This is a genomic window from Arcticibacter tournemirensis (assembly GCF_006716645.1).
Taxonomy (GTDB): domain Bacteria; phylum Bacteroidota; class Bacteroidia; order Sphingobacteriales; family Sphingobacteriaceae; genus Arcticibacter; species Arcticibacter tournemirensis.
In genome coordinates this window covers 530,512-552,732 of record NZ_VFPL01000001.1, presented here as the reverse complement: position 1 = coordinate 552,732, position 22,221 = coordinate 530,512, and the positions used below count along the sequence as shown (strand labels likewise).

General features: G+C 41.6%; 19 protein-coding genes. 11 read left to right on the top strand and 8 right to left on the bottom strand.

All coding sequences use genetic code 11. The features are described from left to right. Positions 1 to 48: 48 nt before the first annotated feature. Together BDE36_RS02360 and BDE36_RS02355 are read left to right on the top strand one after the other, a co-directional pair. Complete coding sequence (locus BDE36_RS02360) at positions 49 to 1,935, top strand: vWA domain-containing protein (RefSeq protein WP_141813600.1); 1,887 nt, start codon at positions 49 to 51, stop codon at positions 1,933 to 1,935. Positions 1,936 to 1,938: 3 nt separating this feature from the next. After that, positions 1,939 to 2,664 (top strand): DUF4197 domain-containing protein, encoded by a 726-nt coding sequence (locus tag BDE36_RS02355; protein ID WP_128768024.1) that lies wholly within the window; start codon positions 1,939 to 1,941, stop codon positions 2,662 to 2,664. A 19-nt stretch (positions 2,665 to 2,683) separates the two neighbouring features. On the opposite strand, the gene BDE36_RS02350 is transcribed toward BDE36_RS02355, so the two are convergent. The 5 genes from BDE36_RS02350 to porX all read right to left on the bottom strand — a co-directional run bounded on the left by BDE36_RS02350 (position 2,684) and on the right by porX (position 10,830). Beyond that, positions 2,684 to 3,670 carry a YihY/virulence factor BrkB family protein gene (locus BDE36_RS02350; RefSeq protein WP_141813599.1) on the bottom strand — a complete coding sequence of 329 codons (987 nt, stop codon included), beginning with the start codon at positions 3,668 to 3,670 and terminating at the stop codon, positions 2,684 to 2,686. Between the two features lie 99 nt (positions 3,671 to 3,769). Beyond that, a complete protein-coding gene (locus BDE36_RS02345) occupies positions 3,770 to 7,519 on the bottom strand; it encodes a transglutaminase domain-containing protein (RefSeq protein ID WP_141813598.1) in 3,750 nt (1,249 codons plus the stop codon). Positions 7,520 to 7,535: 16 nt separating this feature from the next. Beyond that, the gene (locus tag BDE36_RS02340; RefSeq protein WP_202616819.1) at positions 7,536 to 8,750 is read right to left on the bottom strand and encodes an alanine dehydrogenase; all 1,215 of its coding nucleotides are present in this window, start codon (positions 8,748 to 8,750) and stop codon (positions 7,536 to 7,538) included. A gap of 61 nt (positions 8,751 to 8,811) precedes the next feature. Then, a complete protein-coding gene (gene tsaE / locus BDE36_RS02335; protein ID WP_141813597.1) occupies positions 8,812 to 9,228 on the bottom strand; it encodes a tRNA (adenosine(37)-N6)-threonylcarbamoyltransferase complex ATPase subunit type 1 TsaE in 417 nt (138 codons plus the stop codon). Between the two features lie 48 nt (positions 9,229 to 9,276). After that, positions 9,277 to 10,830 carry a T9SS response regulator signal transducer PorX gene (porX, locus tag BDE36_RS02330; RefSeq protein WP_141813596.1) on the bottom strand — a complete coding sequence of 518 codons (1,554 nt, stop codon included), beginning with the start codon at positions 10,828 to 10,830 and terminating at the stop codon, positions 9,277 to 9,279. Positions 10,831 to 10,935: 105 nt separating this feature from the next. Between porX and BDE36_RS02325 the strand changes: the two genes are divergently transcribed. The 7 genes from BDE36_RS02325 to BDE36_RS02295 all read left to right on the top strand — a co-directional run bounded on the left by BDE36_RS02325 (position 10,936) and on the right by BDE36_RS02295 (position 17,478). Then, positions 10,936 to 12,189, top strand: coding sequence for an HD domain-containing protein (locus BDE36_RS02325; protein ID WP_141813595.1), 1,254 nt, complete (start codon positions 10,936 to 10,938; stop codon positions 12,187 to 12,189). 55 nt (positions 12,190 to 12,244) lie between these two features. Next, the gene (gene lpxD / locus BDE36_RS02320) at positions 12,245 to 13,288 is read left to right on the top strand and encodes a UDP-3-O-(3-hydroxymyristoyl)glucosamine N-acyltransferase (RefSeq protein ID WP_141813594.1); all 1,044 of its coding nucleotides are present in this window, start codon (positions 12,245 to 12,247) and stop codon (positions 13,286 to 13,288) included. Between the two features lie 15 nt (positions 13,289 to 13,303). Then, positions 13,304 to 14,713, top strand: a complete 1,410-nt coding sequence (locus BDE36_RS02315; RefSeq protein ID WP_141816473.1) for a bifunctional UDP-3-O-[3-hydroxymyristoyl] N-acetylglucosamine deacetylase/3-hydroxyacyl-ACP dehydratase — start codon at positions 13,304 to 13,306, stop codon at positions 14,711 to 14,713. Next, positions 14,710 to 15,492, top strand: coding sequence for an acyl-ACP--UDP-N-acetylglucosamine O-acyltransferase (gene lpxA / locus BDE36_RS02310; RefSeq protein ID WP_128768031.1), 783 nt, complete (start codon positions 14,710 to 14,712; stop codon positions 15,490 to 15,492). The genes BDE36_RS02315 and lpxA overlap by 4 nt, the downstream gene beginning before the upstream one ends. 57 nt (positions 15,493 to 15,549) lie before the next feature. Continuing rightward, the gene (locus BDE36_RS02305) at positions 15,550 to 16,182 is read left to right on the top strand and encodes an ABC transporter ATP-binding protein (RefSeq protein ID WP_141813593.1); all 633 of its coding nucleotides are present in this window, start codon (positions 15,550 to 15,552) and stop codon (positions 16,180 to 16,182) included. 90 nt (positions 16,183 to 16,272) lie between these two features. Further along, on the top strand, positions 16,273 to 16,833 hold the full coding sequence (gene efp, locus BDE36_RS02300) for an elongation factor P (RefSeq protein ID WP_128768033.1): 561 nt from the start codon (positions 16,273 to 16,275) through the stop codon (positions 16,831 to 16,833). A 69-nt stretch (positions 16,834 to 16,902) separates the two neighbouring features. Beyond that, positions 16,903 to 17,478 (top strand): 5-formyltetrahydrofolate cyclo-ligase, encoded by a 576-nt coding sequence (locus BDE36_RS02295; RefSeq protein WP_141813592.1) that lies wholly within the window; start codon positions 16,903 to 16,905, stop codon positions 17,476 to 17,478. Between the two features lie 16 nt (positions 17,479 to 17,494). Here BDE36_RS02295 and BDE36_RS02290 read toward each other — a convergent pair whose 3' ends face one another. The 3 genes from BDE36_RS02290 to BDE36_RS02280 form a co-directional block, all read right to left on the bottom strand. After that, positions 17,495 to 18,262 carry an exodeoxyribonuclease III gene (locus BDE36_RS02290; protein WP_141813591.1) on the bottom strand — a complete coding sequence of 256 codons (768 nt, stop codon included), beginning with the start codon at positions 18,260 to 18,262 and terminating at the stop codon, positions 17,495 to 17,497. Positions 18,263 to 18,368: 106 nt separating this feature from the next. Then, complete coding sequence (locus BDE36_RS02285; RefSeq protein ID WP_141813590.1) at positions 18,369 to 19,145, bottom strand: peptidylprolyl isomerase; 777 nt, start codon at positions 19,143 to 19,145, stop codon at positions 18,369 to 18,371. A 32-nt stretch (positions 19,146 to 19,177) separates the two neighbouring features. Further along, complete coding sequence (locus tag BDE36_RS02280; RefSeq protein WP_141813589.1) at positions 19,178 to 19,525, bottom strand: hypothetical protein; 348 nt, start codon at positions 19,523 to 19,525, stop codon at positions 19,178 to 19,180. 422 nt (positions 19,526 to 19,947) lie between these two features. On the opposite strand from BDE36_RS02280, the gene BDE36_RS02275 reads away from it, so the two are divergent. Further along, positions 19,948 to 21,351 carry a tetratricopeptide repeat protein gene (locus tag BDE36_RS02275; protein WP_141813588.1) on the top strand — a complete coding sequence of 468 codons (1,404 nt, stop codon included), beginning with the start codon at positions 19,948 to 19,950 and terminating at the stop codon, positions 21,349 to 21,351. 82 nt (positions 21,352 to 21,433) lie between these two features. Then, on the top strand, positions 21,434 to 22,198 hold the full coding sequence (locus BDE36_RS02270; RefSeq protein ID WP_128768229.1) for a phosphosulfolactate synthase: 765 nt from the start codon (positions 21,434 to 21,436) through the stop codon (positions 22,196 to 22,198). Positions 22,199 to 22,221 lie beyond the last annotated feature (23 nt).

The following is a 22,221-nucleotide window of genomic DNA, read 5'->3' as shown; positions in this document are numbered from 1 at the left end:
GATTATGGAATATAAGAGATTGTTTCATCACAATTGAAACTGATGATTATGAAAAAGATCTTAAGCTCCCTCTCTGTTCTGGTCTTTCTGATGCTTTACGCATTTACCGGCACCCGTGTTTATACTATTTCAGGAACGATCAGAAGTGCAGCAGACGGACTGCCTGTTCCCCGAGTATCAGTGAAAGTGAAGAACACTAATATCAGCGCAACAAGCGCGATTGACGGAAAGTATACGATAAAGGTACCAGAGAAAAAGTCTGTATTAGTTTTCGCCTGTATTGGATTCAAAAAAAAAGAAGTTGCACTTAGCGGCAGGAAGAAAATGGATGTTACTCTTGAAGTCAACAATGATCAACTAAATGAAGTGGTTATAGTTGGGCATGGGACACAGAAGAAGACCTTAATAACCGGATCGGGTTCTTCCCCGATAATGATCAGAGGAGCATCGTCAGGGATGATGATCAGAGGTATAGCACGAGATGAAGATTACAATACCGAATCATATGCGGCAATCAACGAAAACCGCTTTATGGGCACAAAAGAAAATCCACTTTCTACTTTTGGAATAGATGTAGATGGCGCATCATACAGCAATATCCGCCGCTTTATCAACGAAGGTAAGCTTCCGCCTGTTGATGCTGTACGCATCGAAGAAATGATCAACTATTTTGACTATGAGTATCCCCAGCCAACGGGAGACCACCCTTTTTCGGTAAATACGGAAATTTCGACAGCTCCATGGAATAGCAATCACCGGCTTTTAAGGATTGGCCTACAGGGTAAAAAAACTGACACTAAAGAACTCCCACCATCCAATCTCGTATTTCTTATTGATGTATCCGGATCAATGTTCTCATACAATAAGCTACCGCTAGTGAAAGCATCTCTAGAAATGCTGGTTGATCAGCTCAGGAAAACCGACAAGGTGGCTATTGTTACCTATGCCGGGCATGCCGGAGAGGTGCTGCCATCTACTCAAGGAGACAAAAAGCTTACGATAAAAAACGCCATTGACCAGCTTGCCGCAGGTGGTTCTACTGCCGGGGGAGAAGGAATAAAAGCGGCTTATGCAATTGCTGAAAAGAACTTTATTAAGGGAGGCACAAACAGGGTGATACTCGCCACAGACGGCGATTTTAATGTCGGTGTATCCAGCGATGGCGAAATGCAGCGTCTCATTGAAGAAAAAAGGAAAGGCGGTGTTTTCCTCTCTGTACTGGGTTATGGTATGGGTAATTACAAGGACAGCAAAATGGAGACTCTTGCCGATAAAGGCAATGGCAATTATGCATATATCGACAATATAAGTGAAGCCCGGCGAGTACTGGTCAAAGAGTTTGGCGGAACTCTGTTTACTATTGCAAAAGACGTAAAGCTGCAGATTGAATTTAATCCCTCCAAAGTTCAAGCCTACCGTCTTATAGGCTACGAAAACAGGCTGCTCAATAAAGAAGACTTTAATAATGATCAGAAAGATGCCGGTGACCTTGGAGCAGGACATAGGGTAACGGCATTGTATGAAATTATCCCTGCCGGCGTCAAAAGTAAATTTACTGACTCCGTTGACAAATTAAAATACCAGAAGAACGAGGCACCAAACCTTTCCTCAAACGGCGATGAACTTCTTACCATTAAACTCCGGTATAAAAAGCCTGATGAGGACCGAAGCAGATTGATTGAGAAACCGGTTGTTGACCACAAAACGCCATGGAGCGCTACGTCGGACGACTTCCGGTTTGCCTCTGCAGTGGCAGGATACGGTATGCTCTTAAGAAAATCGGAATTTTCACAACAGGCAACATTTGCTAACTTAGCAGAAATAGCCCAGTCAGCTTTAGGAAAAGATCCGGAAGGTTACAGGGCAGAGTTTTTACGGATTGTGAAGTCATCTGCATTAGTGGCAAAGGATTTGCTCTCCGCTACAGAAAATTAATATATGAAGTATTCTTTAAGCATTTTGGTGTTATGTACCGGTCTTTTGTTAAGCAGCTGTGAAACCCTCAATCAAACAGCTAAAGTGTTAAATCAATCGCTGGGCACCCCCACCTCTACCGAAATAGCATTGGGGTTGAAGCAGGCCCTCGAAGTAGGCACGAATACCAGCGCAGAAAGACTAAATGCCAAAGACGGATTTCTGGGGAATATGGCCATAAAGATACTTTTTCCACCGGAGGCAAAAAAAGCAGAGAATACATTAAGAAGCCTGGGACTAAATCAGCTATGCGACAATGTGATCACCAGCCTGAACAGAGCGGCAGAGAATGCCGCTGCGGAAGCAAAGCCTATATTCATCTCGGCAATAAAGCAGATGACTATTGCAGATGCAACCAATATTCTCTTAGGAAAACAGAATGATGCAGCTACACAGTATTTTAAACGTGTAACAAACGCTCAACTTACCGAAAAATTCAAACCGGTGATTCAGAGCAGCCTCGGCAAGGTGGGTGCAACAAAATACTGGGGCGACGTCGTATCCCGATATAACCAAATTCCTCTCGTTACTGATATCAATCCGGATCTTACTGCTTATGTAACACAAAAGGCAATTGAAGGTCTTTTCGTCCAGATTGCTCAGGAAGAATTGAATATCAGGCAGAACTTTTCGGCACGAAGCACTTCACTCCTTCAAAAGGTGTTTGGATATGCCGACAGGCAACGCTAGAAAATATCTGTAAAGCTCTCTAAGTATCGCAATCTTCAGGCTTCTCAGAATCTGCGTCGACACCACAATGGCCCTGCGGAGGAAGTTCGTCTACTTCAACCTCCTCTTCCTGCTGCACTACATGAACAGCGTAAGGAGAAGGTTTTATAGCTGTGCCGAATTTTTCTGCATATACCTGCGTAAATTCTGCGCCAAAATAAAGAATAGCTGCTGTATAATACACCCAGGTGAGGATAACAACCACAGAACCGGCGGCTCCAAATGCTGAACCGGTACCTGCAATCTGAAGGTACATTCCTATCAGAAACCTGCCGAGCATAAACAAGAGTGCGGTTGCTATTGCCCCTACCCTGACATCTTTCCATGATATTCTAACATCAGGAAGGAATTTAAAAATGATCCCAAAGAGTACGGAGATAATCACAAAAGTAAGGACGACATTAAAAGCCATAACCAGAATTATGGTTATATCCGGAAAATAAATTGTCAACCTTTCACTTATGGCAGCTACTATACCGTTAATAATAAGGGATACAACAAGCAAAAAACCCAGACTGATAATCATCGAAAACGATAAAATTCTGTTAATTAGCAATTTCTGAAATCCCTTCTTTGGTTTCGGTCTTACTCTCCAAATGATGTTCAGGGTGTCCTGGATTTCGGTAAATATAGCCGTTGCTCCTATAAGCAAAACGACGATACTAATGATCAGAGAAATGGTAGAGCCGCCAGAAACAGCACTCTTCTCAATCAGCAGCTGCAATTGATGTGAAGTATCCGGACCTACCATTGCACCGATTTCGCGGAAGAGCTTGCTTTGTATTTCGCCTTTTTCGTAAAATATACTGGCCAGTGAAATGATAAGAACCAGCAACGGTGATAATGCAAAAACGGTACTATAGGCAAGAGATGCACTATACTTCATTGCTTTATCCTGGCCGAAAGCCTTTCCCGCGCCGAGTACTACGAACCACAGATCTTTAAAATATTGTTTATTTAAACGCATAGGTATTCTTATTGTATTTCTTACAAGAAAACTACACGCTAAAGTGTTTTAAATATTTACAGAACACCGCGGCAAGTCGTAAAAAGTAAACGGGCTTTCCTACCGAAAAGCAAGCTGTTTATTGTCTGCGGAGATAATCTTCTTATAGAACTCCTGAAAAGCGGCGACCTGAGCTGCCGGAACAATTGCCTTCTTAAGGCGCAGGGTCCTGGAATAAGTAATATTTTTTCCGTTTGATTTCACCGTTAAGCTATAATCCATATACTCGTTTGAAAGGTTTATCGCTGGGATATTTTCAATAATTTTCTTACCTGCAGGTATTTGAAGAACAAGAGTTTCGCTCTCAGAATCAAAGTCGTACAGTTGCGAAATGTCTAAAGAAAAATGCCTCGGGAATGACAAGGAAAAGTCCGCCGGAGCTGCTTTATCCGACCACGGAAGAGAAAGTATATTTAAACCTCCTACAGTCTTGACGTCGTCTTTTATACGGTAAGCGATATCAGTGAACAGGGTGTCGCGGTTTCCTGCATTCTCAAGATTCCTAAAAGACAATTTCATCAATTCTGCAGATTGGAATGATTTTCCTAGTGCTTCCTGCATTTTTTTCTCCCTGTCTTTTACACTTAAATTCAGGTAAGCCTCTCTTAAATATGCTGCAGGAGCTGCAACGCGGACATTTTTTTCATTTACAACCAGATTCTCCTGTTCTATCGAAACGGACGTATTTCTAAGTATGGAGTTTATTTTCCGGGTCTTAGGATCCAGATATTTAATAGATTTTGCCTCTGCTGTTCCATCAATGTCCAGGATTGCCGAGTTAATCTCACCTTCGCTAAAACTGCTAAAAGGAAGATAATTAGAAGTGAGCTCCAGATACCTCTCTCTTCCATCGGTATTGATTTTGACGATACAGTGATTGAAGTTAATTGAAGGTAACACCATGGCTTCAACCCCTGCGTTCTTCGTATTGACCAAAACGAGCTGCGCATTTATCCCGGCCTCTTTTGCCATTGACAAAAACAGCGTGGAGACATCTTTGCAGTCACCTATCCGCGTATTTAGCACAGCCGAAGGGTTCTGCGGAATTAATCCGCTTTGCCTGAAAGGAACAGAACTATAGGTTATATTGCTGGTGATGTAGTTATAGATCCTTTCTGCTTTTTCCGTGTCAGTGAGTTTTCTTTCACCTCCTAAAACCACACTTACCGCCTCTTTCACTTCGTAAGCTGGCTTCGCTTTAGCTGAAGCGAGATCATTATACCAGTTAGAGATGAAAGACCAGTCGGGAATAGTCGTCACATTCAAAACATTGGCAACATCATCTAAAGGCGGCATCTTATCTTCATATTGAAGAGAAGGTTGATTCTGGTTAACCCAATGGTACAAAAGAAACTCATCTGATTCTGTTTTTACAGGAGCAATATCTTTCTGAGAAAATTTGTAGTATAATTTCTGGTTCCGGGCAGCCAGAACACTATACTCCGACTTTATATAGGGATATCCATGGCTGAAGTAAAAGCTATCCCAAAATTTGTTTGCCAACTGTCCCTGCGAATAATTATATAGTTTATACCTCACAAAAACACAATCCCCAACTTCCAGATTAGTGAATACAATCTGAGTTTCATTCACCTCCGCGGGCACCTTACTCCCATTTGATTTAATCACTTCGGCATCTTCAATAATATAGTTCTGCCAGTTCTTTACACTCGCTGCATATTCCTTCCACCCTTCGAGCCCGGAAGTGTTTAGTATTTTTGCCAGCATTAAATGCCTCTCTTCCGAACCACCACCCGGATAAATAACAGCCTGTGTGCTTTCATTCAGGATCAGCACGTTATCATCCGGATAAGCAGAGGCTGCAGGAGCATTACGAACTGCTTGCTGAACATCATATGGTTCAAAATAATCAAACACATCCTTCTTATTTTCCAGCTTTCTTAGCTCTCTTATCGCGATGTAGCTATTCGGATTTAACTCAAGCGTTGTCTTATATTCAGCTATAGCCTCTGCTTTTCGTCCCTGGTTGTTTAACAGCTGCGCAAGGTCAGAATGATAAGATGCCTGGTATGGAGCTATTGAAATCGCCTTTCGCAAAAGCTCCTCTGCTTTTGGGTAATTCTGTAACTGTCCATAGATTTTTGCGAGGCTGGTATATATGCCAACACCTACCGGATCATTTTCTATTTCCGTTAAATATATTTTTATACCGGCATCTACACTTCCAGAGTCAAAATAAATCTGCGCAAGGGCTTTAGCCATCACATAATCATCGTTATCCTGAAGATACTCCTTTAACACAGCTATTGCTGCTTTGGAGTTCTTCCTAAGGTTATTTTCAATGAGATATTTAAATTCAACAAACGAACGGTTTTGAGGGTGTTTAGTGTAGGCAAGCTCGGCAAGCCTGATCATCTCTACCTGGTTTTTATTCTTCCCGGCCAGATTAATCCTTTTTAACAACACCTCTTCATCCTCCTTACCAAAGAGCGCTTCGTATTTGTCAGCGTATTCAGAAGCCCCCTTGATGTCCTCTTTTTCAATCGCACTGTTATAGAAGAAATTAATCGCCCAGGGATGTCCTGGATCATCCATTTTTATAGCTTCCTGCGTGCTCTCTAATCCTGTCCGGTTGTTGGTTTTGGTGAATAATTGGAGCAGTAATGAATTGACATATGTGCTTTTAGGATAAGTGCTCTTTAACTGATCGATAACATGCCGTGCTTCAAAGAGCCGGTCGTTTTGAAGATAAATATTTGCAAGCAGGATCTGATTTAGTGCGTTGCCAGGAAGAGATTTAACTTTGTCTTCGAAGAAATTTTCGTAACATGCACCAATCTTTTCTCCCTTGTAAGGGGCAGCTGGTTTATAAGCCTGAACAGACGCTACTGAATTCAGCCCGGTAACGGCATTTCCATTATCATCTGTAAATCGAATAAGGAAATTAGATCTCCCGGCATAGCTCTCCCCCACCTGTACCAATACCCGGTTATACCCTTCATTTAGCTCTACTTTCTGATTGTAATTGTCAAGGTCGTTATTTCTTTCCTCCGACTCTGAAACAACAAGCTGATCATTCAGCCAGATTTTCATTGAACCAGAAACTCCCGCTCTGAGCTGAACTTCCTGACGGCGGGGGCTATTTACAAAGCACTGGGCAAAGACTACCGAATTTTCATAATTAAAGTAATAGGTGAAGTCGAACCACTTGTCTTTCCGTTTGAAAGGAGGAGTGAACCACTTCACTTTAGCTCCATATTTATTCACAAAAAGAGCATCTGCTGCAGGCAGCTTTAACGTTTCGTACGACTTATCAAAACCACTCGCAGAGATATTCTCGAATTCGCCTGCTATGGCCCATTCGTCTAATGCACCGATTTTAGCAAACGCCTTTTCCGCTTCAATAAACTTCTTTTTATCTGTATAAAATTTACCCAGTCTCGAATTAGCCATTGCCCTGAGTGTTCCCAGCGTTACATCATTGCTGCCCGCCAGTTCCTGCACGAACTTTATACTTTCCAGTTGGACAGCCGGATCGTTGCTATTAAGAATGCCGGAAAACCACAACGCATGAATATAGGGCGCCGGCTCTTTCTCTTCGCTGCAGAACTGCTTAAAATAAGTAAATGGCTGCCCGAGATAGGTATCATTCATACAGAGCAGCGTTAAACCAAGCAAAGCCTCTTTCCGTTGTTCGGAACTTTTGAGAGCTTCTGTAAACTCTGTCTTGGCAAGCTGACGGTCATTCACTAAGAAGGACTTCCAGCCTTCGGCCAGATGATTTTGTGCATTTACGGTGCCAGTTATTACGATTAATAAGAGGCTTAGGTACGCAATAAAGGATTTCATTATGTAATAAAGGTTGTTAACGGTGTGATATTATAAGCAGCTCAAGATCTTTCGGAGGAATATTAAATCTTTCGGCCAGATCTTTATTAGTAAGGTGTCCCTGATAAAGATAGGTCGCATTTCTGACTCCGGGCTTCTCCCAGATGACATTCATTATACCTCCCATTTCGCCGATATCCATCAGAATTGGTGCGAATATGTTCGTCAGCGCATAAGTCGCTGTACGGGCTACCCGTGAGGCGATATTTGGTACGCAATAATGAATAACGTCATATTTTCTGAATACTGGATGAGTATGATTGGTTATCCTGGAAGTTTCGAAACAACCTCCCTGATCGATGCTTACGTCTATAATCACGGAATTTGGTTTCATCCGGCTTACGGTTTCCTCTGACACGATGCAGGGACTCCGTCCATGTTCCGAGCGGATGGCGCCGATTACCACATCGCAGGTGGTAATCGCTTTATTTAATACGATTGGTTGGATAACCGATGTAAATACACGGTTCCCGATATTGTTCTGAAGCCTTCTGAGACGATATATCGAACTATCGAACACCTTCACCTCCGCACCCAGGGAAATTGCTGTGCGGGCAGCATATTCAGCTACCGTGCCGCCTCCAAGGATAACGATTTCTGTGGGAGGAACGCCTGTGATACCTCCTAACATCAAACCTTTGCCGTCAAAAACATTACTTAAATATTCAGCAGCGATCAGAATTGACGTTGCTCCTACAATCTCACTCATAGAGCGAATAACGCTGAGGGAACCACCTTCATCTCTCAAATACTCGTACGAGAGTGCAGTGATCTTTTTCTTCATCATTGCCTCAAGGCTTTCTGCCTTGAGAGAGCCCATCTGAAGAGTGGAAAACAAAACCTGATAAGGTTTCATCATCGCTATTTCCTCCTGGGTGGGCGGACCGATTTTTACGATAATATCCGACTTGAATATTTCTTTCTTGTCATAGGTAATTCTCCCGCCCTGCTCGCTGTAATCCTGATCTGAAAAATTAGCACCAGCACCGGCGCCGCTCTCGATCACTACCTGGTGCCCGTTGTTTACTAAAAGGGCAACAGAAAGCGGCGTTAAGGCTATACGGTTTTCCTGGAAGGAGGACTCTTTGGGAATACCAATGAAGATACTGTTTTTCCGGCTTTTAGTCTCCATCATTGCTTCCTGAGGTTGAATCATAGCTTGCCTCGCAATGTCAGATAGTTCATTTATCATCAGATCAGGTCAAATTGGGCTGAATTTACGAAATTCAGTTTAATATCTTTAAAAATTTTATCTATTGTCTGGAAGCAATAATATGTCTGGTGTCGCCATCTTCAGCAATAATACTAACTTTAATAAAATGCTCAGGAATAAGATGAGGTATCTTTTCAGGCCATTCAATAAAACAATAATTTCCTGAATAAAAATAATCTTCGTACCCTAGATCGAGAGCCTCCGTTTCATCTTTTAGTCTGTAAAAATCAAAGTGAAATACCATCCCCCCGGTGGCTTTATATTCATTTACAATTGAAAAAGTAGGGCTTGAGACCATGTCCTGAACTCCTAGTTGCGCACAAACGGTCTTGATAAAAGTTGTTTTTCCCGCACCCATATCGCCATAAAGGAGAAAGATCTTCTCATTACCGGCAAATGACAGCAATTCGTCTGCTACCCGTGACAGCTCTGTTATATCTGAAACTTTTGATTCCATGTACGAAGATAAGTTAGAGATTTCAGATGTTGAACATCTACGTCTTTTTTACCTCGGACTATAGGAAACATACGGAACAATTATTTCCTCAAGTGAGATCCCTCCGTGCTGAAAAGTTTCATTATAGTAATTCACGAAATGATTGTAGTTATTGGGGTACACAAAATAACTGTCTTCTTTTGCGAAAATGAAACTTGAGCTAACGTGGAGCTTAGGCAAGAACGCTTCATACGGATTTTTGACATGAAAAACTTCTTTTGCAGAAAAATTAAGGTTTTTGCCTTGCTTGTATCTCAGATTGGTGTTTGTATTCCGGTCGCCTATCACTTTACTTGGATGTTTAACCCTGATAGTACCATGATCTGTGGTAATAACAAGTTTTATATTTTTCTGCGACAGTTTCTTTAAAAGGTCAAGAAGTGGCGAATGTATAAACCACGAGAGAGTTAGTGAACGATATGCAGCCTCATCATTTGCCAGCTCTCTGATCATTGCCATATCAGTACGGGCATGCGAAAGCATATCAACAAAGTTATAGACAATAACGTTCAGCTCGTTGCCCATCAGGTTATTGAAATTCTCTGAAAGTTCTTTACCCTGCTCAAACGTAAGTATTTTATTATACGAGTGCTTGACGTCGCGTCGCAAAACACGTTGGATATGATCAGCGAGGAACTGTTCTTCAAAAAGATTTTTACCACCTTCGTCTTCATCATTCTGCCACATGGATGGATAGCGCTTTTCCATATCAATCGGCAGCAACCCCGAAAAAATAGCGTTACGTGCATATTGAGTGGCGGTGGGTAAAATGCTGTAATAAGTATCTTCCTCGTCTACTCTGAAGCTCTCAGTAAGTACAGAGTTTATAATCTTCCATTGATCATAACGCAAGTTATCAATAAGGATAAAGAATGTCGGTTTAGCAGCTTCGAGAGAAGGAAAAAGCTTTTTCCGTAATACCTGATGCGACATTACCGGTCCCGATTCAGGATCCTTAAGCCATCCAAGGTATTTTTTTTCAATAAACTTACTGAATTGTACATTCGCCTCTGCCTTTTGCATGGTTAATATCTCGTGCATTCCGGCATCCTCGAGTTTTTCAAGCGACAGCTCCCAAAAGATCAGTTTCTTATAAACGTCCGTCCATTCAGCAAAGCTAAGATTCTCGTTCAGTGTCATACCAAGGTTTCTGAAGTCCTGCTGGTAGGCCATGGATGTCTTCTCACTAACAAGTCTTTTATTTTCAGTGAGCTTTTTAATGGTAAGCTGGATCTGCTTCGGATTAACCGGCTTTATCAGGTAATCATCAATTTTCGACCCGATAGCATCTTCCATCAAGTGTTCCTCTTCATTCTTAGTGATCAGAACAATCGGAACATCGGGATTTATATTTTTTATTTCAGCAAGAGTTTCGAGTCCCGTGAGGCCCGGCATATTCTCATCAAGGAATACAATATCGAAGTATCCGCTCCTGAAAGCATCGAGAGCATCATTCCCGTTTGTGACTGTTTTAACGACATATCCCTTTTCAGTAAGAAACATGATATGAGGTTTTAAGAAATCAATTTCATCGTCAGCCCAAAGTATTGAGGTTCCTTGCATCTTTTGTCGTATTTTTATGATTTTATATTGCTAATCTATAATAACGCAAAAACGCGTTTTTTGTATTCGGGAAATTTAACAATTTTTGCGACGGGAACATTTATCTTGAACAAGAAAAAAATAATCAACGATCCTGTTTACGGTTTTATAACAATTCCGGCAGGGCTCATTTTCGACTTAATTGAGCACCCCTACTTTCAGCGGCTTCGAAATATAAAGCAAATGGGGATGGCATACCTTGTTTATCCAGGGGCTATTCATACAAGGTTTCACCATGCTATCGGAGCAATGCACCTGATGGGAATGGCAATAGAAACCCTCAGAGGAAAAGGTTTGATCATTACTGAGGAAGAAGAAGAGGCTGTAAATGTAGCTATCCTGCTGCATGATATTGGTCACGGGCCATTCTCTCATGCATTGGAGCATACTATTGTAGAAGGCATATCTCATGAGCATATTTCATCTCTTCTGATGAACAATCTGAACAGGCAGTTCGGAAACAGGCTTGAACTGGCGATGCAGATCTTCAACAACCGCTATTATAAGCCCTTCCTCCATCAGTTGGTTTCAAGCCAGCTGGATTGCGACAGAATGGATTATCTAAGCCGGGACAGCTTTTTCACAGGGGTATCTGAAGGCATCATCGGCTTCGACCGTATTATCAAAATGCTCAATGTATCCGACGGACAACTGGTAATTGAAGAAAAAGCAGTTTATTCTATCGAGAAATTTCTAGTAGCGAGAAGGTTAATGTACTGGCAGGTTTACCTGCATAAAACCGCTGTCTCGGCAGAGCATATGCTTGTTAATATCCTCAGGAGGGCAAAATACCTTGCTTCCCGCGGAGAGGAACTTTTTGCCACGCCGAATTTTGAGCATTTCCTGGTAAAGTCTGTCACAAAAAAGGATTTCGAAGAAGATCCGGTTCACCTGGAATGCTTTTCATCTCTGGATGATTACGACATTTATACGTCCATAAAAGTTTGGGCAGGAACAAAGGACTTTATTCTTTCACATCTTTGTAAAAGTATCCTCAGCCGCACTCTTTATAAAACGGAAATAACAATGGCACCTGTTGAAAAAGAAAGAGTTGATGAGATCACTTCTTTAGCCGGGAAATTCTACCCTATTGATAAAACAGATGTTCCGTATTTTGTATTTACTGATATAGTTGCTAATACCGCGTATAACATTAATGACGGTAATATTAATATTTTAACCAAAGACGGCTCAGTGAAAGATATTACAACTGCTTCAGATAATTCTACCCTCGAAGCACTTGCAAAGACGGTAAAAAAACATATTCTTTGTTATATGAAAGAGCTAAAAGCCGATAAGCCACAAGGAGTTATCTTTTAAAAGCACTAATAATTTTCAAATTTGTTCATAATATAATAACATATAAATTTGCCCGATGCAATTTACTGCCCAACAGATCGGAATTTTACTGAATGGAAATGTGGATGGAAATCCGGACGTTACAGTAAATGAGCTGGCCAAAATTGAGGAAGCCCAGGCGGGATCCCTCTCGTTTCTGGCCAATCCCAAATACGAGCCCTTTCTCTATCAGACGGGAGCTTCAGTAGTAATAATAAGTGAAGAGTTTATTCCCTCAGCACCGGTAACTGCTACCCTGATCAGAGTAAAGGACCCTTACAGTGCCTTTTCAGTGCTGTTGGAAAAGTACAATACCCTTAAATTAAATAAAACGGGCATTGAAGAGCCGTCATTTATTCACCCTTCAGCAAAAATAGGTGAAGATGTTTACGTTGGCGCTTTTGCCTATATTGGAGCAGGCGTTGTAATAGGCAATAACTGCAAAATTTATCCCCAGGTTTATATCGGCGATAATGTTGAGATTGGAAACGACTGCAGCTTTTTCCCTGGTGTCAAAATATACTATGACTGTAAAATTGGATCAGATGTAGTGATCCATGCAGGAACTGTTATTGGTAGCGACGGATTTGGATTTGCACCTCAGGCAGACGGAAGTTATAATAAGATCAGCCAGATTGGAAACGTTATTATTGAAGACGATGTTGAAATAGGCTCAAATTCGTCGATAGACCGCGCAACAATGGGCTCGACTATCATACGTAAAGGCGTTAAGCTGGACAATCTTATTCAACTCGCACATAATGTTGAGATTGGGAAGAATACAGTTATTGCATCGCAGACCGGAATTTCGGGGAGTACTAAAATTGGTGAGCAATCCATCATCGGTGGACAGGTCGGCATAGTTGGACATGTTAGCATTGCACGCGGCACACAAATTCAGGCACAGTCGGGTATAAACCGTGCGATCGAAGAAGAGGGAAAGAAATGGGCCGGTTCTCCTGCAACTACATATAGTAACCAAATGCGAGCTCAGGTTATCTTTAACCGGCTTCCCGAACTAGAACGCAAACTGGAAGAATTACAAAAGAAACTTCAGGAAAATATAAATAAAAATAGTTGATACATGCATCAGGACATGAATGTTAAACAAAGAACTATAAAGAGTGAAATAACTGTTTCAGGAACCGGATTGCATACAGGACAACCTGTAAATATGACCTTTAAACCGGCTCCCGAAAATCATGGGTATAAGTTTAAAAGAGTCGATATACAAGGTCAGCCAGTTATTGAAGCTGACGTAGACAATGTTACGGATACTTCAAGAGGAACAACTATTTCACAGAACGGCGCCAGCGTAAGTACCGTTGAGCATGTTCTCGCGGCTCTTGTTGGGGCTCAGATTGATAATGTACTGATCGAGCTTGATGGGCCTGAAACAGCAATAATGGACGGAAGTTCCATTGAATTCATAGAAGCTTTTGAGAGAACCGGAATTATTGAGCAGGAAGCCGAAAGAGAGTATTATCACATTCCATATAACATTCATTATACAGAACCCGACCGTCGTGTTGAAATGGTGGCGATGCCCCTCGAAGAAGACTATCGCTTTACATGCATGATTGACTATAACTCGCCTGTACTTGGCAGTCAGCATGCTGCCATCACCAGCATATCGGAGTTCAAAAAAGAGATTTCGTCGAGCCGTACTTTTTGCTTTCTTCACGAACTTGAAATGCTGCTTGAGCACAACCTCATCAAGGGGGGCGATTTAAACAACGCCATTGTGGTGGTGGATAAGGAAGTTAGTAAAGAAGAGTTAAAACATCTGGCCACTCTCTTCAACCGCGAAGATATCGATGTTGCCCGCGAAGGTATTTTAAACAATATTGAACTCCGCCATCAGAATGAACCGGCAAGGCACAAATTATTAGATATGATTGGCGACCTGGCGCTTGTAGGGGTTCCTTTAAAAGGCCATATTATGGCTGCCAGACCAGGTCATGCTGCAAATGTTGCCTTTGCGAAGAAAATCAAGGCTCAGATAAAAAAAGAACGCAGTAAAAAAACAGTGAAGGTATATGATCCTACCACTCCTCCTGTTTACGATACCGTTCAGATTATGAATATTCTGCCCCACAGGCAACCGTTTTTAATGATTGACAAGATCATTGAACTAACGAAAAACCATGTGGTTGGCGTGAAGAACGTCACAATGAACGAAGAGTTTTTCAAGGGCCATTTTCCAGGTTCTCCTATTTTTCCAGGAGTACTTCAAATTGAGGCAATGGCACAAACCGGAGGAATCCTCGTTTTAAATACGGTACCCGATCCCGAGAACTGGCTTACGCTCTTTTTAAAGATTGAAAATGCCAGATTCAAAGCGCAGGTTACGCCGGGCGATACAGTAATTTTCAGATGCGACCTTATTACCCCTATCCGTCGGGGCATAGCCCAGATGAAGGGAATAGGTATGGTTGGAGAAAAAGTTGTGGTAGAGGCCGAACTCATGGCCCAAATTGTTAAAGTTAAAAATACAGAAGAATGATCCAACCCTTAGCATATATTCATCCCCAGGCAAAAATTGCCGACAACGTTGTTATTGAACCCTTTGTTACTATTAATAAGAACGTTGAAATCGGCGAAGGAACCTGGATAGGTCCGAACGTGACTATCATGGACGGCGCCCGCATTGGCAAAAACTGCCGTATCTTTCCGGGAGCTGTTATTTCGGCAATACCTCAGGATCTCAAGTTTGCAGGCGAAGAAACAACCGCTGAAATTGGCGATAATACGACGATCCGCGAATGTGTAACCATCAACAGGGGTACTAAAGATAAATGGAAAACGGTTGTGGGCAAAAATTGCCTGATTCAGGCATACTGCCATATTGCGCACGACTGCGAAGTTGGCGATAACTGTATATTCTCAAACAGTACAACCCTTGCCGGCCATATTACTATAGGCGACTATGTTGTACTCGCAGGCCTTGTTGCTATTCATCAGTTTTGCAAAGTAGGTTCCCACGCTTTCATCACCGGTGGTTCTCTGGTAAGAAAAGATGTTCCTCCTTACGTTAAGGCTGCAAGAGAGCCTCTGTCCTACGTCGGTATAAATTCAGTAGGGCTACGCCGCAGAGGTTATTCTTCTGAACAGATCAATGAGATACAAGATATTTACAGGACCCTGTTCGTTAAGAAGTATAATATTGGTACAGCTTTAGATATTATTGAAGCAGAGCATCAACCAACCGAAATAAGAGACGAGATATTAGATTTCATAAGGAATTCCAACCGTGGGATCATGAAGGGCTTTAGTGGGGCTTAACAGCCACAGAAGCTATCTTGTGTGCCGGATAAGTGTGGACCGCCTTAAAACTTTCTGATGGAAATAAAACTGGAACACATTGGCCGGCGCTTTAACCGGGAGTGGATCTTCAGAGGAATAGATTACACTTTCGAGGAAGGTAAGACATATGCTGTATTAGGTCCTAATGGTTCGGGAAAGTCTACGCTTTTACAGATTGTTTCCGGCAACCTTAGCCCATCTGAAGGAAAGGTTACTTATTGGAACACATCTAATTCAATAGATACCGATTCTGTCTACAGCCATATCAGCATGGCAGCTCCTTATATGGAACTTATTGAGGAATTTACGTTATCCGAACTTCTCGATTTCCATTTTGGCTTTAAACGTTACCTTAATCAACTTAGTAAAGATTCTGTGATAGACCTGCTGGGCTTCGAAAAATCAAGAAATAAAGCGGTTAAGCATTTTTCTTCCGGAATGAAACAACGTACTAAACTTGCCCTGGCCTTTTGTTCTGATACCCCGGTTCTGCTTTTGGACGAACCTGCTTCCAACCTGGATAGCCAGGGAATTAAATGGTATAATACGTTGATAGAAGATTTTACAAAGGGAAGAACCCTCATTGTCTGCTCCAATCAGGAATATGAGTATGCTTACTGTGAGCGGCATATCCATATCAGCAATTACAAAAACCCTGATCATCTGTAATGTCCCTGCGTGGGCATGGGGATGTATTACCCCGGCCATTCTTTTGGAAAAAATATTTTATCTTTGGCTTTAGTAACCTAAGAAATTTGTATGGCAAAAGCTTCGGACATAAAAAATGGCAATATCTTGCGTTTTAATGGTGAATTGGTAACGGTAGAGGAGTTTATACACCGGACCCCCGGCAACCTCCGCGCTTTTTATCAGGCCAGGATGCGCAACGTTAAAACGGGCAAACTTGTAGAATATCGCTTCCGTACCGATGAAGAAGTCGAGATTTGCAGAGTGGAAACGAATGATTATCAGTACCTTTATGAGGACGGAGATTTCTTCGTTGTGATGGATAACAGCACTTACGAACAATACAATATTCCAAAATTCCTATTCGGAGAGGCTGCTAAATTCATGAAAGAAGGGATGAACGTCGTTGTTGCTTTCGAAAGCGATGAACCTATAATGGCTAAAGCTCCGGCAAGTGTTGAGTTGGAAATTACCTACACAGAGCCAGCTGTTAAGGGCGACACTTCTACTAACGCATTAAAATATGCTACGGTAGAAACAGGCGTTGAGATCCGTGTTCCTTTGTTTATAAACCAGGGTGAAAAGGTTAGAGTTGACACTACCACTGGTGAATATATAGAACGTGTAAAATAATCCCCGTTATATAAAGTTTTGATTTGAAAACGGTCTTAATGGTATTTAAGACCGTTTTTTGTTTCTAATATGGACAAGCAGCACCTGAGAAAATGGTACGAACAAAAACGAAATGAGCTTAGCCCCGGCGATGTTGACAGCCTGAGTATAGCCATAGTACGCCAATTTTCATTGCTTTCTCTATCAGGAATAAAGTATCTGCACCTATTCTATCCCATGGTGGGGAAGCACGAGTTCAACAGTCTTCTTCTGGTAAAAAAAATACGGGAGCAATATCCTGGTATTTCTCTGGTCTTGCCTAAAAGCGATTTGAAAAAATATACCCTCCGCCATATTCTGTGGCTGGAAGAAACTCCCTTATCGATGAATGCCTGGGGCATAACAGAGCCTGAGCAAGGGGAAGAGATCTCTCCCGGGCTTATTGATATGGTAATTATTCCCCTTCTGGCCTTTGACCGGGAGGGAAACCGCCTGGGCTATGGAAAAGGCTTTTATGACCGCTTCCTCTCCGAATGCAAGCCGGGTATAATAAAAGCTGGCGTTTCTTTCTTTCCTCCTGAAGAAAGCATAGAAGCAGAAGATCACGATATCCCGTTGGATTTGTGCATTACACCAGACAAGATCTGGAGCTTCGGAAAGCATTAAAACTCCGGCTCTTCGGTTACATTTCCAATTCCAGCAGCACGGGGCAGTGATCAGAATGAACTGCATCGCAAAGAATTGAAGATCTTTTGAGTTTTGACTCAAGCTCGCTGCTCACCATATTGTAATCGATACGCCAGCCCAAATTTTTCTTCCTGGCCCCTGCCCTGAAGCTCCACCACGTATAATGATGAGGGTCGGGATTAAAAAACCTGAAACTATCAATAAAACCGGTATTGATAAAGTTCTCCATCCATTCGCGTTCGGCAGGGAGAAATCCTGAAGAATTGGCGTTCGACTTGGGATTGTGTATATCTATAGGCTTATGACAAATATTATAATCTCCTGATATTACCAATCGGGGATATTCCCCTTTTAACTGATCAATATAGCACTGGAAATCGTCGAGAAAGCGATATTTGAACTCCTGCCTGATGTCGCCGCTCGATCCTGAAGGGAAATAGGTACTCATTACCGAAACATCGTCAAAGTCGACCCTTATCATTCGCCCCTCAAAATCGTAGTCGCAGTGCCCGCAACCATATTCGACATGACGGGGAGTTCTCTTTGTTAAAATAGCAGTTCCGCTATACCCTTTCTTTTGCGCAGGGTACCAGTAATGTTCATAACCAAGCTGTTCCAAAAGAAACAAATCGGTAAGCTGTTCGGGTGACGCTTTTATCTCCTGCAAACAAACGACATCCGGATCTGCTGCCTGTAACCAGCTGAGCCAGTTCTTTCCGAGAGCTGATCGGATTCCGTTTACATTATACGTAATTATCTTCATTATTCGTAATCGTTGATGATAAGAGAGCTGTATAAGCCTTATTTATAAATCTGCCGCAGGCTGCCGGCAAAATCGTAGTTTTTCACAAGTGCACGGTTTCCCGTTATCACATGATCAGCTTTTTTCTGAAGTTCTCTTGAGCCAGTTCCTTTTCCAATTTCTTTATTTCCTTCCTTTTAAGCAGTCTCATTTGAATGCTAATATCACTAAGAGGACGGTCGTTACCGTCGGTTGGAACAGAAGCAACTGAGTCAACCATCTCAATTCCTTTTACGATTTCGCCGTATACCGTATAATTCTGATCAAGGAAAGGAGTCCCTCCAATCGTTTTATATATCTGCCTCTGGGCCGGCGGAATTTTACGTCCCTTTAACCGCTTCTCTTCAACAACATTTAACTCTTCGTCTGTATATACTTTACCCTGAACCAGGTAGAACTGCGATGCGCTTGAAGACTTTGCTGCGTTATCGTCCCTCGCCGCTGCAATCACTCCTTTCTTATGAAAAATGCCAGGGTTAAATTCAGCCGGGATCTGATAACCCAGGTCGCCTTCGCCCAACAGTTGAGCGGGTTTAGCATGTTTTGAATCGGGATCGCCACCCTGTATCATAAAGGATTTAATTACCCGATGAAACAGCGTGCCGTTGTAAAAACCTTTCTTTACGAGCTTGACAAAATTATCCCTGTGCTTAGGCGTTTCATTATATAGCCTGACAATACATTCTCCTTTATCTGTTTTTATAAGGACATACTGATTCCGTGGCTTTTTTAAAAAGTCAAAAATGCCTGTTTCTTTCCGATCGCCGCCAAAAGAGCTGCCCAGAACGAAAGATAAAAACAATATGAGAATCGGTTTAAAGGCAAAAGGTCGCTTGTAGTACATTGGCATGTGATTGTGTAAGTTTCTTTCCAGGATTAATCTCTAAAATAGTCTTCAAAATAAGTAACAATAAGCGACTTCATAAGCATTTCCTGCTCAAGAAGTGTGTAACTGGGGATTTGTTTCACAAGCTTCCAATGTGGCCAGCCATCCTGATCAACGCCTTCCAGCTCATAAAAGCCAAGTTCACTGAAAAGCCGACAGTTGGCAATATGCATCAGTTCTTCTTTTTGACGTTTCGAAAACTTACGGGGGCCTTTCCCTAGTTCCTGAACTCCGATAAGGAAAAGCATTACCTTGATATCCGGCTTTTCGGTATCAAAATCAAGGGCGATTTTTCCCTGTAACTCGCTCCACTTTTTATTTACTTCAGAAGGTGACATATTTAATATTGTATTATAACGTTAATATAAGCAAACCGTATATCCTGAAGAACAAAAATCGGGATATTGGCGAAAGCAAACTTATACAATTTGCCGGTCATCAGTTTACGGGATAGAATATAAAAAGTTATGACCGCTATCCCCGAATGAAGAAAATACATACACAATGGTTAATTGAATATTTTTTGCTATATTTATTAAAATCAGAAGGAAAGAAGGCGCAGAAGAATTTAACTTATCCACAAAAACAAAATGTTACAAACCTGTCTTTTAGTTATTTAATCAATTTCTACCAGGATGTTGAAAACTAAGCAAACGACAGGATCCCGAGATTAGCTAACTTAATGTCAAATTAAATCGGGATAGATTTAAGGTTCTGTTAATACATTCTGCAAAAGAAGCCGTTCTTAAATTTTATATTAATGGAAGAAGATTTTGAATTTGAATTCTCTGAAGATCCAAAGTTTTCAGTGGAGCGATATGAAGAGATGATCCGGAATCAGGATCAGTACTTTTTTGATTCCCAGGCATTTGAAAGCATCATAGATTATTATATTGAGAAAAACGACCCTATAAAAGCCCTACAGGTTGTAGAATATGCAGTAAATCAACATCCTTTTGCAGCAGTATTTTTTATCAAGCAGGCACAGCTTTATGTAGCTACGAACCAGCTTGATAGCGCTTTTGAATCGCTTGATAAAGCAGAAATGCTTGAGCGTTCTGAGGCCGACATCTACCTGATAAGGGGTAATATATTTGAAGTTCTCGACCGGCCGGATGAAGCGCTTGAAAACTACGAGAAAGCACTTGAACTTGCCGAAAACACTGATGAAATCTTGTTGCTGATTGCTCTCGTTTATCAAAGTACCGGCGATTATGACAGTGCTATCAGGAATCTGAAAAGATGTCTTGAACAGAACATGGAAAATCAGGATGCTCTGTACGAGCTGGCTTTCTGCTATGACGTGCTTGATAAGCAGGAAGAAAGTATTCAATTTTATAAGCAATACATCGATAATGAGCCTTATTCGTATGCAGCCTGGTATAACCTGGGTAACGCCTACCATAAGCTGAATTTGTTTGAAAAAGCGATCGATGCCTACGACTACGCGATACTTATTAAAGAAAACTTTGCGTCGGCTTACTTCAATAAGGGTAATTCGCTTATTCATCTGGATAAGTTTACCGATGCAATAGAGGTTTATAAACAAACTTTTGAATATGAACCACCCAATGCTGACACTTATTGTGCTATTGGAGAGTGTTACGAAAAGCTCGAGCATATGGAGGAAGCCCGTTCTTTCTATAAAAAGGCAGTGAAGTTAGATACAAAACTTTCAGATGCCTGGTTTGGGATTGGGGTTACACTGGACTTCGAGGACCGTTATTTTGAGTCGCTGCACTTTTATAAAAAAGCTCTCGCCCTCGACGATGAAAATCCGGATTACTGGTTCGCAATAGCAGATGCTCATTACAAACTAGGCCGACTGGAAGAATCAGAAAGAGCTTATGAAAAAGTGTTAGAACTCAACCCTATAGATATTGAGGCATGGCTTGATTTCTCCTCTATCTTATATGAACAAAAAAAATTAGACCGGGCAACAGAAACGATATCAGAGGCTATTAAAAATAACCCGGATGCAGCAGAACTATATTACAGAATGGTTGCATACCTGTTTGCTGACGGGAAGTATAACGAAGCATTAAACTTTCTGGAAATTGCGCTCAGAATTGACCCCGCTAAGCATGAGATTTTGTTCGAGTACCTGCCCCAAATCCAGGATAACAAAATCATTATTGATATCATTAACAAGTATCTGATCTGAAAATGCCTGTTAAAAAAGTTTTAATAAAAAATCCAATACGTAAGAATAGTATTGGATTTTTTTTTGAGATTTGCGCCATATGATGAATTTCAGTTTAAAGAATATACCTGACCGCAGTATAAAGCCCCGGGAAAAGGGAGTAACGATGGTAATGGATAAAGGCTTAAGCGTTCGGGAAATTGAAAATTTAATTGAAGTAGCAGGCCCCCATATTGACCTTGTCAAATTAGGATGGGCCACTTCGTATGTAACTCCCAATCTTGGCGACAAGATTAAAGTGTATAAGAATGCCGGTATCCCTGTTTACTTTGGTGGCACGTTATTCGAAGCATTTGCTATCCGCGGCCAGTTCGACGACTATCGCCGGGTATTGGACAAATATGATTTGCGGTATGCCGAGGTCTCTGATGGATCTATAGAAATTCCTCATGAAGAAAAATGCAACTACATCTCATTGCTCAGTAGTCAGGTTACCGTTATTTCAGAGGTTGGCTCAAAGGATGCCCAAAAGATCTTTGCTCCTTATAAATGGATCAAAATGATGAAAGCAGAGCTTGAAGCTGGTTCCTGGAAACTGATAGCAGAATCGCGTGAAGGAGGTAACGTAGGCATATACAGAGATTCAGGAGAAGTTAGGGAGGGCTTGATTGACGAAATTCTCACTCAAATTCCTGAAGAAAAAATTATATGGGAAGCGCCTCAGAAGGGTCAACAGGTGTGGTTTATAAAATTAATCGGTGCGAATGTGAACCTTGGTAATATAGCCCCCGCAGAAGTTATTCCCCTGGAAACTATACGGTTAGGTTTACGCGGTGACACCTTTAATCATTTCCTTAACACAATTTAGCCTCCATCAGGTTACAAGAATAT

What these genes read in the sequence shown, in the direction of transcription:
- BDE36_RS02360 (WP_141813600.1), top strand. Translation starts at nt 49, where the DNA reads ATGAAAAAGATCTTAAGCTCCCTCTCTGTTCTGGTCTTTCTGATGCTT.
- BDE36_RS02355 (WP_128768024.1), top strand. Translation starts at nt 1,939, where the DNA reads ATGAAGTATTCTTTAAGCATTTTGGTGTTATGTACCGGTCTTTTGTTA.
- BDE36_RS02350 (WP_141813599.1), bottom strand. Translation starts at nt 3,670, where the DNA reads ATGCGTTTAAATAAACAATATTTTAAAGATCTGTGGTTCGTAGTACTC.
- BDE36_RS02345 (WP_141813598.1), bottom strand. Translation starts at nt 7,519, where the DNA reads ATGAAATCCTTTATTGCGTACCTAAGCCTCTTATTAATCGTAATAACT.
- BDE36_RS02340 (WP_202616819.1), bottom strand. Translation starts at nt 8,750, where the DNA reads ATGATAAATGAACTATCTGACATTGCGAGGCAAGCTATGATTCAACCT.
- tsaE (WP_141813597.1), bottom strand. Translation starts at nt 9,228, where the DNA reads ATGGAATCAAAAGTTTCAGATATAACAGAGCTGTCACGGGTAGCAGAC.
- porX (WP_141813596.1), bottom strand. Translation starts at nt 10,830, where the DNA reads ATGCAAGGAACCTCAATACTTTGGGCTGACGATGAAATTGATTTCTTA.
- lpxD (WP_141813594.1), top strand. Translation starts at nt 12,245, where the DNA reads ATGCAATTTACTGCCCAACAGATCGGAATTTTACTGAATGGAAATGTG.
- BDE36_RS02315 (WP_141816473.1), top strand. Translation starts at nt 13,304, where the DNA reads ATGAATGTTAAACAAAGAACTATAAAGAGTGAAATAACTGTTTCAGGA.
- lpxA (WP_128768031.1), top strand. Translation starts at nt 14,710, where the DNA reads ATGATCCAACCCTTAGCATATATTCATCCCCAGGCAAAAATTGCCGAC.
- BDE36_RS02305 (WP_141813593.1), top strand. Translation starts at nt 15,550, where the DNA reads ATGGAAATAAAACTGGAACACATTGGCCGGCGCTTTAACCGGGAGTGG.
- efp (WP_128768033.1), top strand. Translation starts at nt 16,273, where the DNA reads ATGGCAAAAGCTTCGGACATAAAAAATGGCAATATCTTGCGTTTTAAT.
- BDE36_RS02295 (WP_141813592.1), top strand. Translation starts at nt 16,903, where the DNA reads ATGGACAAGCAGCACCTGAGAAAATGGTACGAACAAAAACGAAATGAG.
- BDE36_RS02290 (WP_141813591.1), bottom strand. Translation starts at nt 18,262, where the DNA reads ATGAAGATAATTACGTATAATGTAAACGGAATCCGATCAGCTCTCGGA.
- BDE36_RS02285 (WP_141813590.1), bottom strand. Translation starts at nt 19,145, where the DNA reads ATGTACTACAAGCGACCTTTTGCCTTTAAACCGATTCTCATATTGTTT.
- BDE36_RS02280 (WP_141813589.1), bottom strand. Translation starts at nt 19,525, where the DNA reads ATGTCACCTTCTGAAGTAAATAAAAAGTGGAGCGAGTTACAGGGAAAA.
- BDE36_RS02275 (WP_141813588.1), top strand. Translation starts at nt 19,948, where the DNA reads ATGGAAGAAGATTTTGAATTTGAATTCTCTGAAGATCCAAAGTTTTCA.
- BDE36_RS02270 (WP_128768229.1), top strand. Translation starts at nt 21,434, where the DNA reads ATGAATTTCAGTTTAAAGAATATACCTGACCGCAGTATAAAGCCCCGG.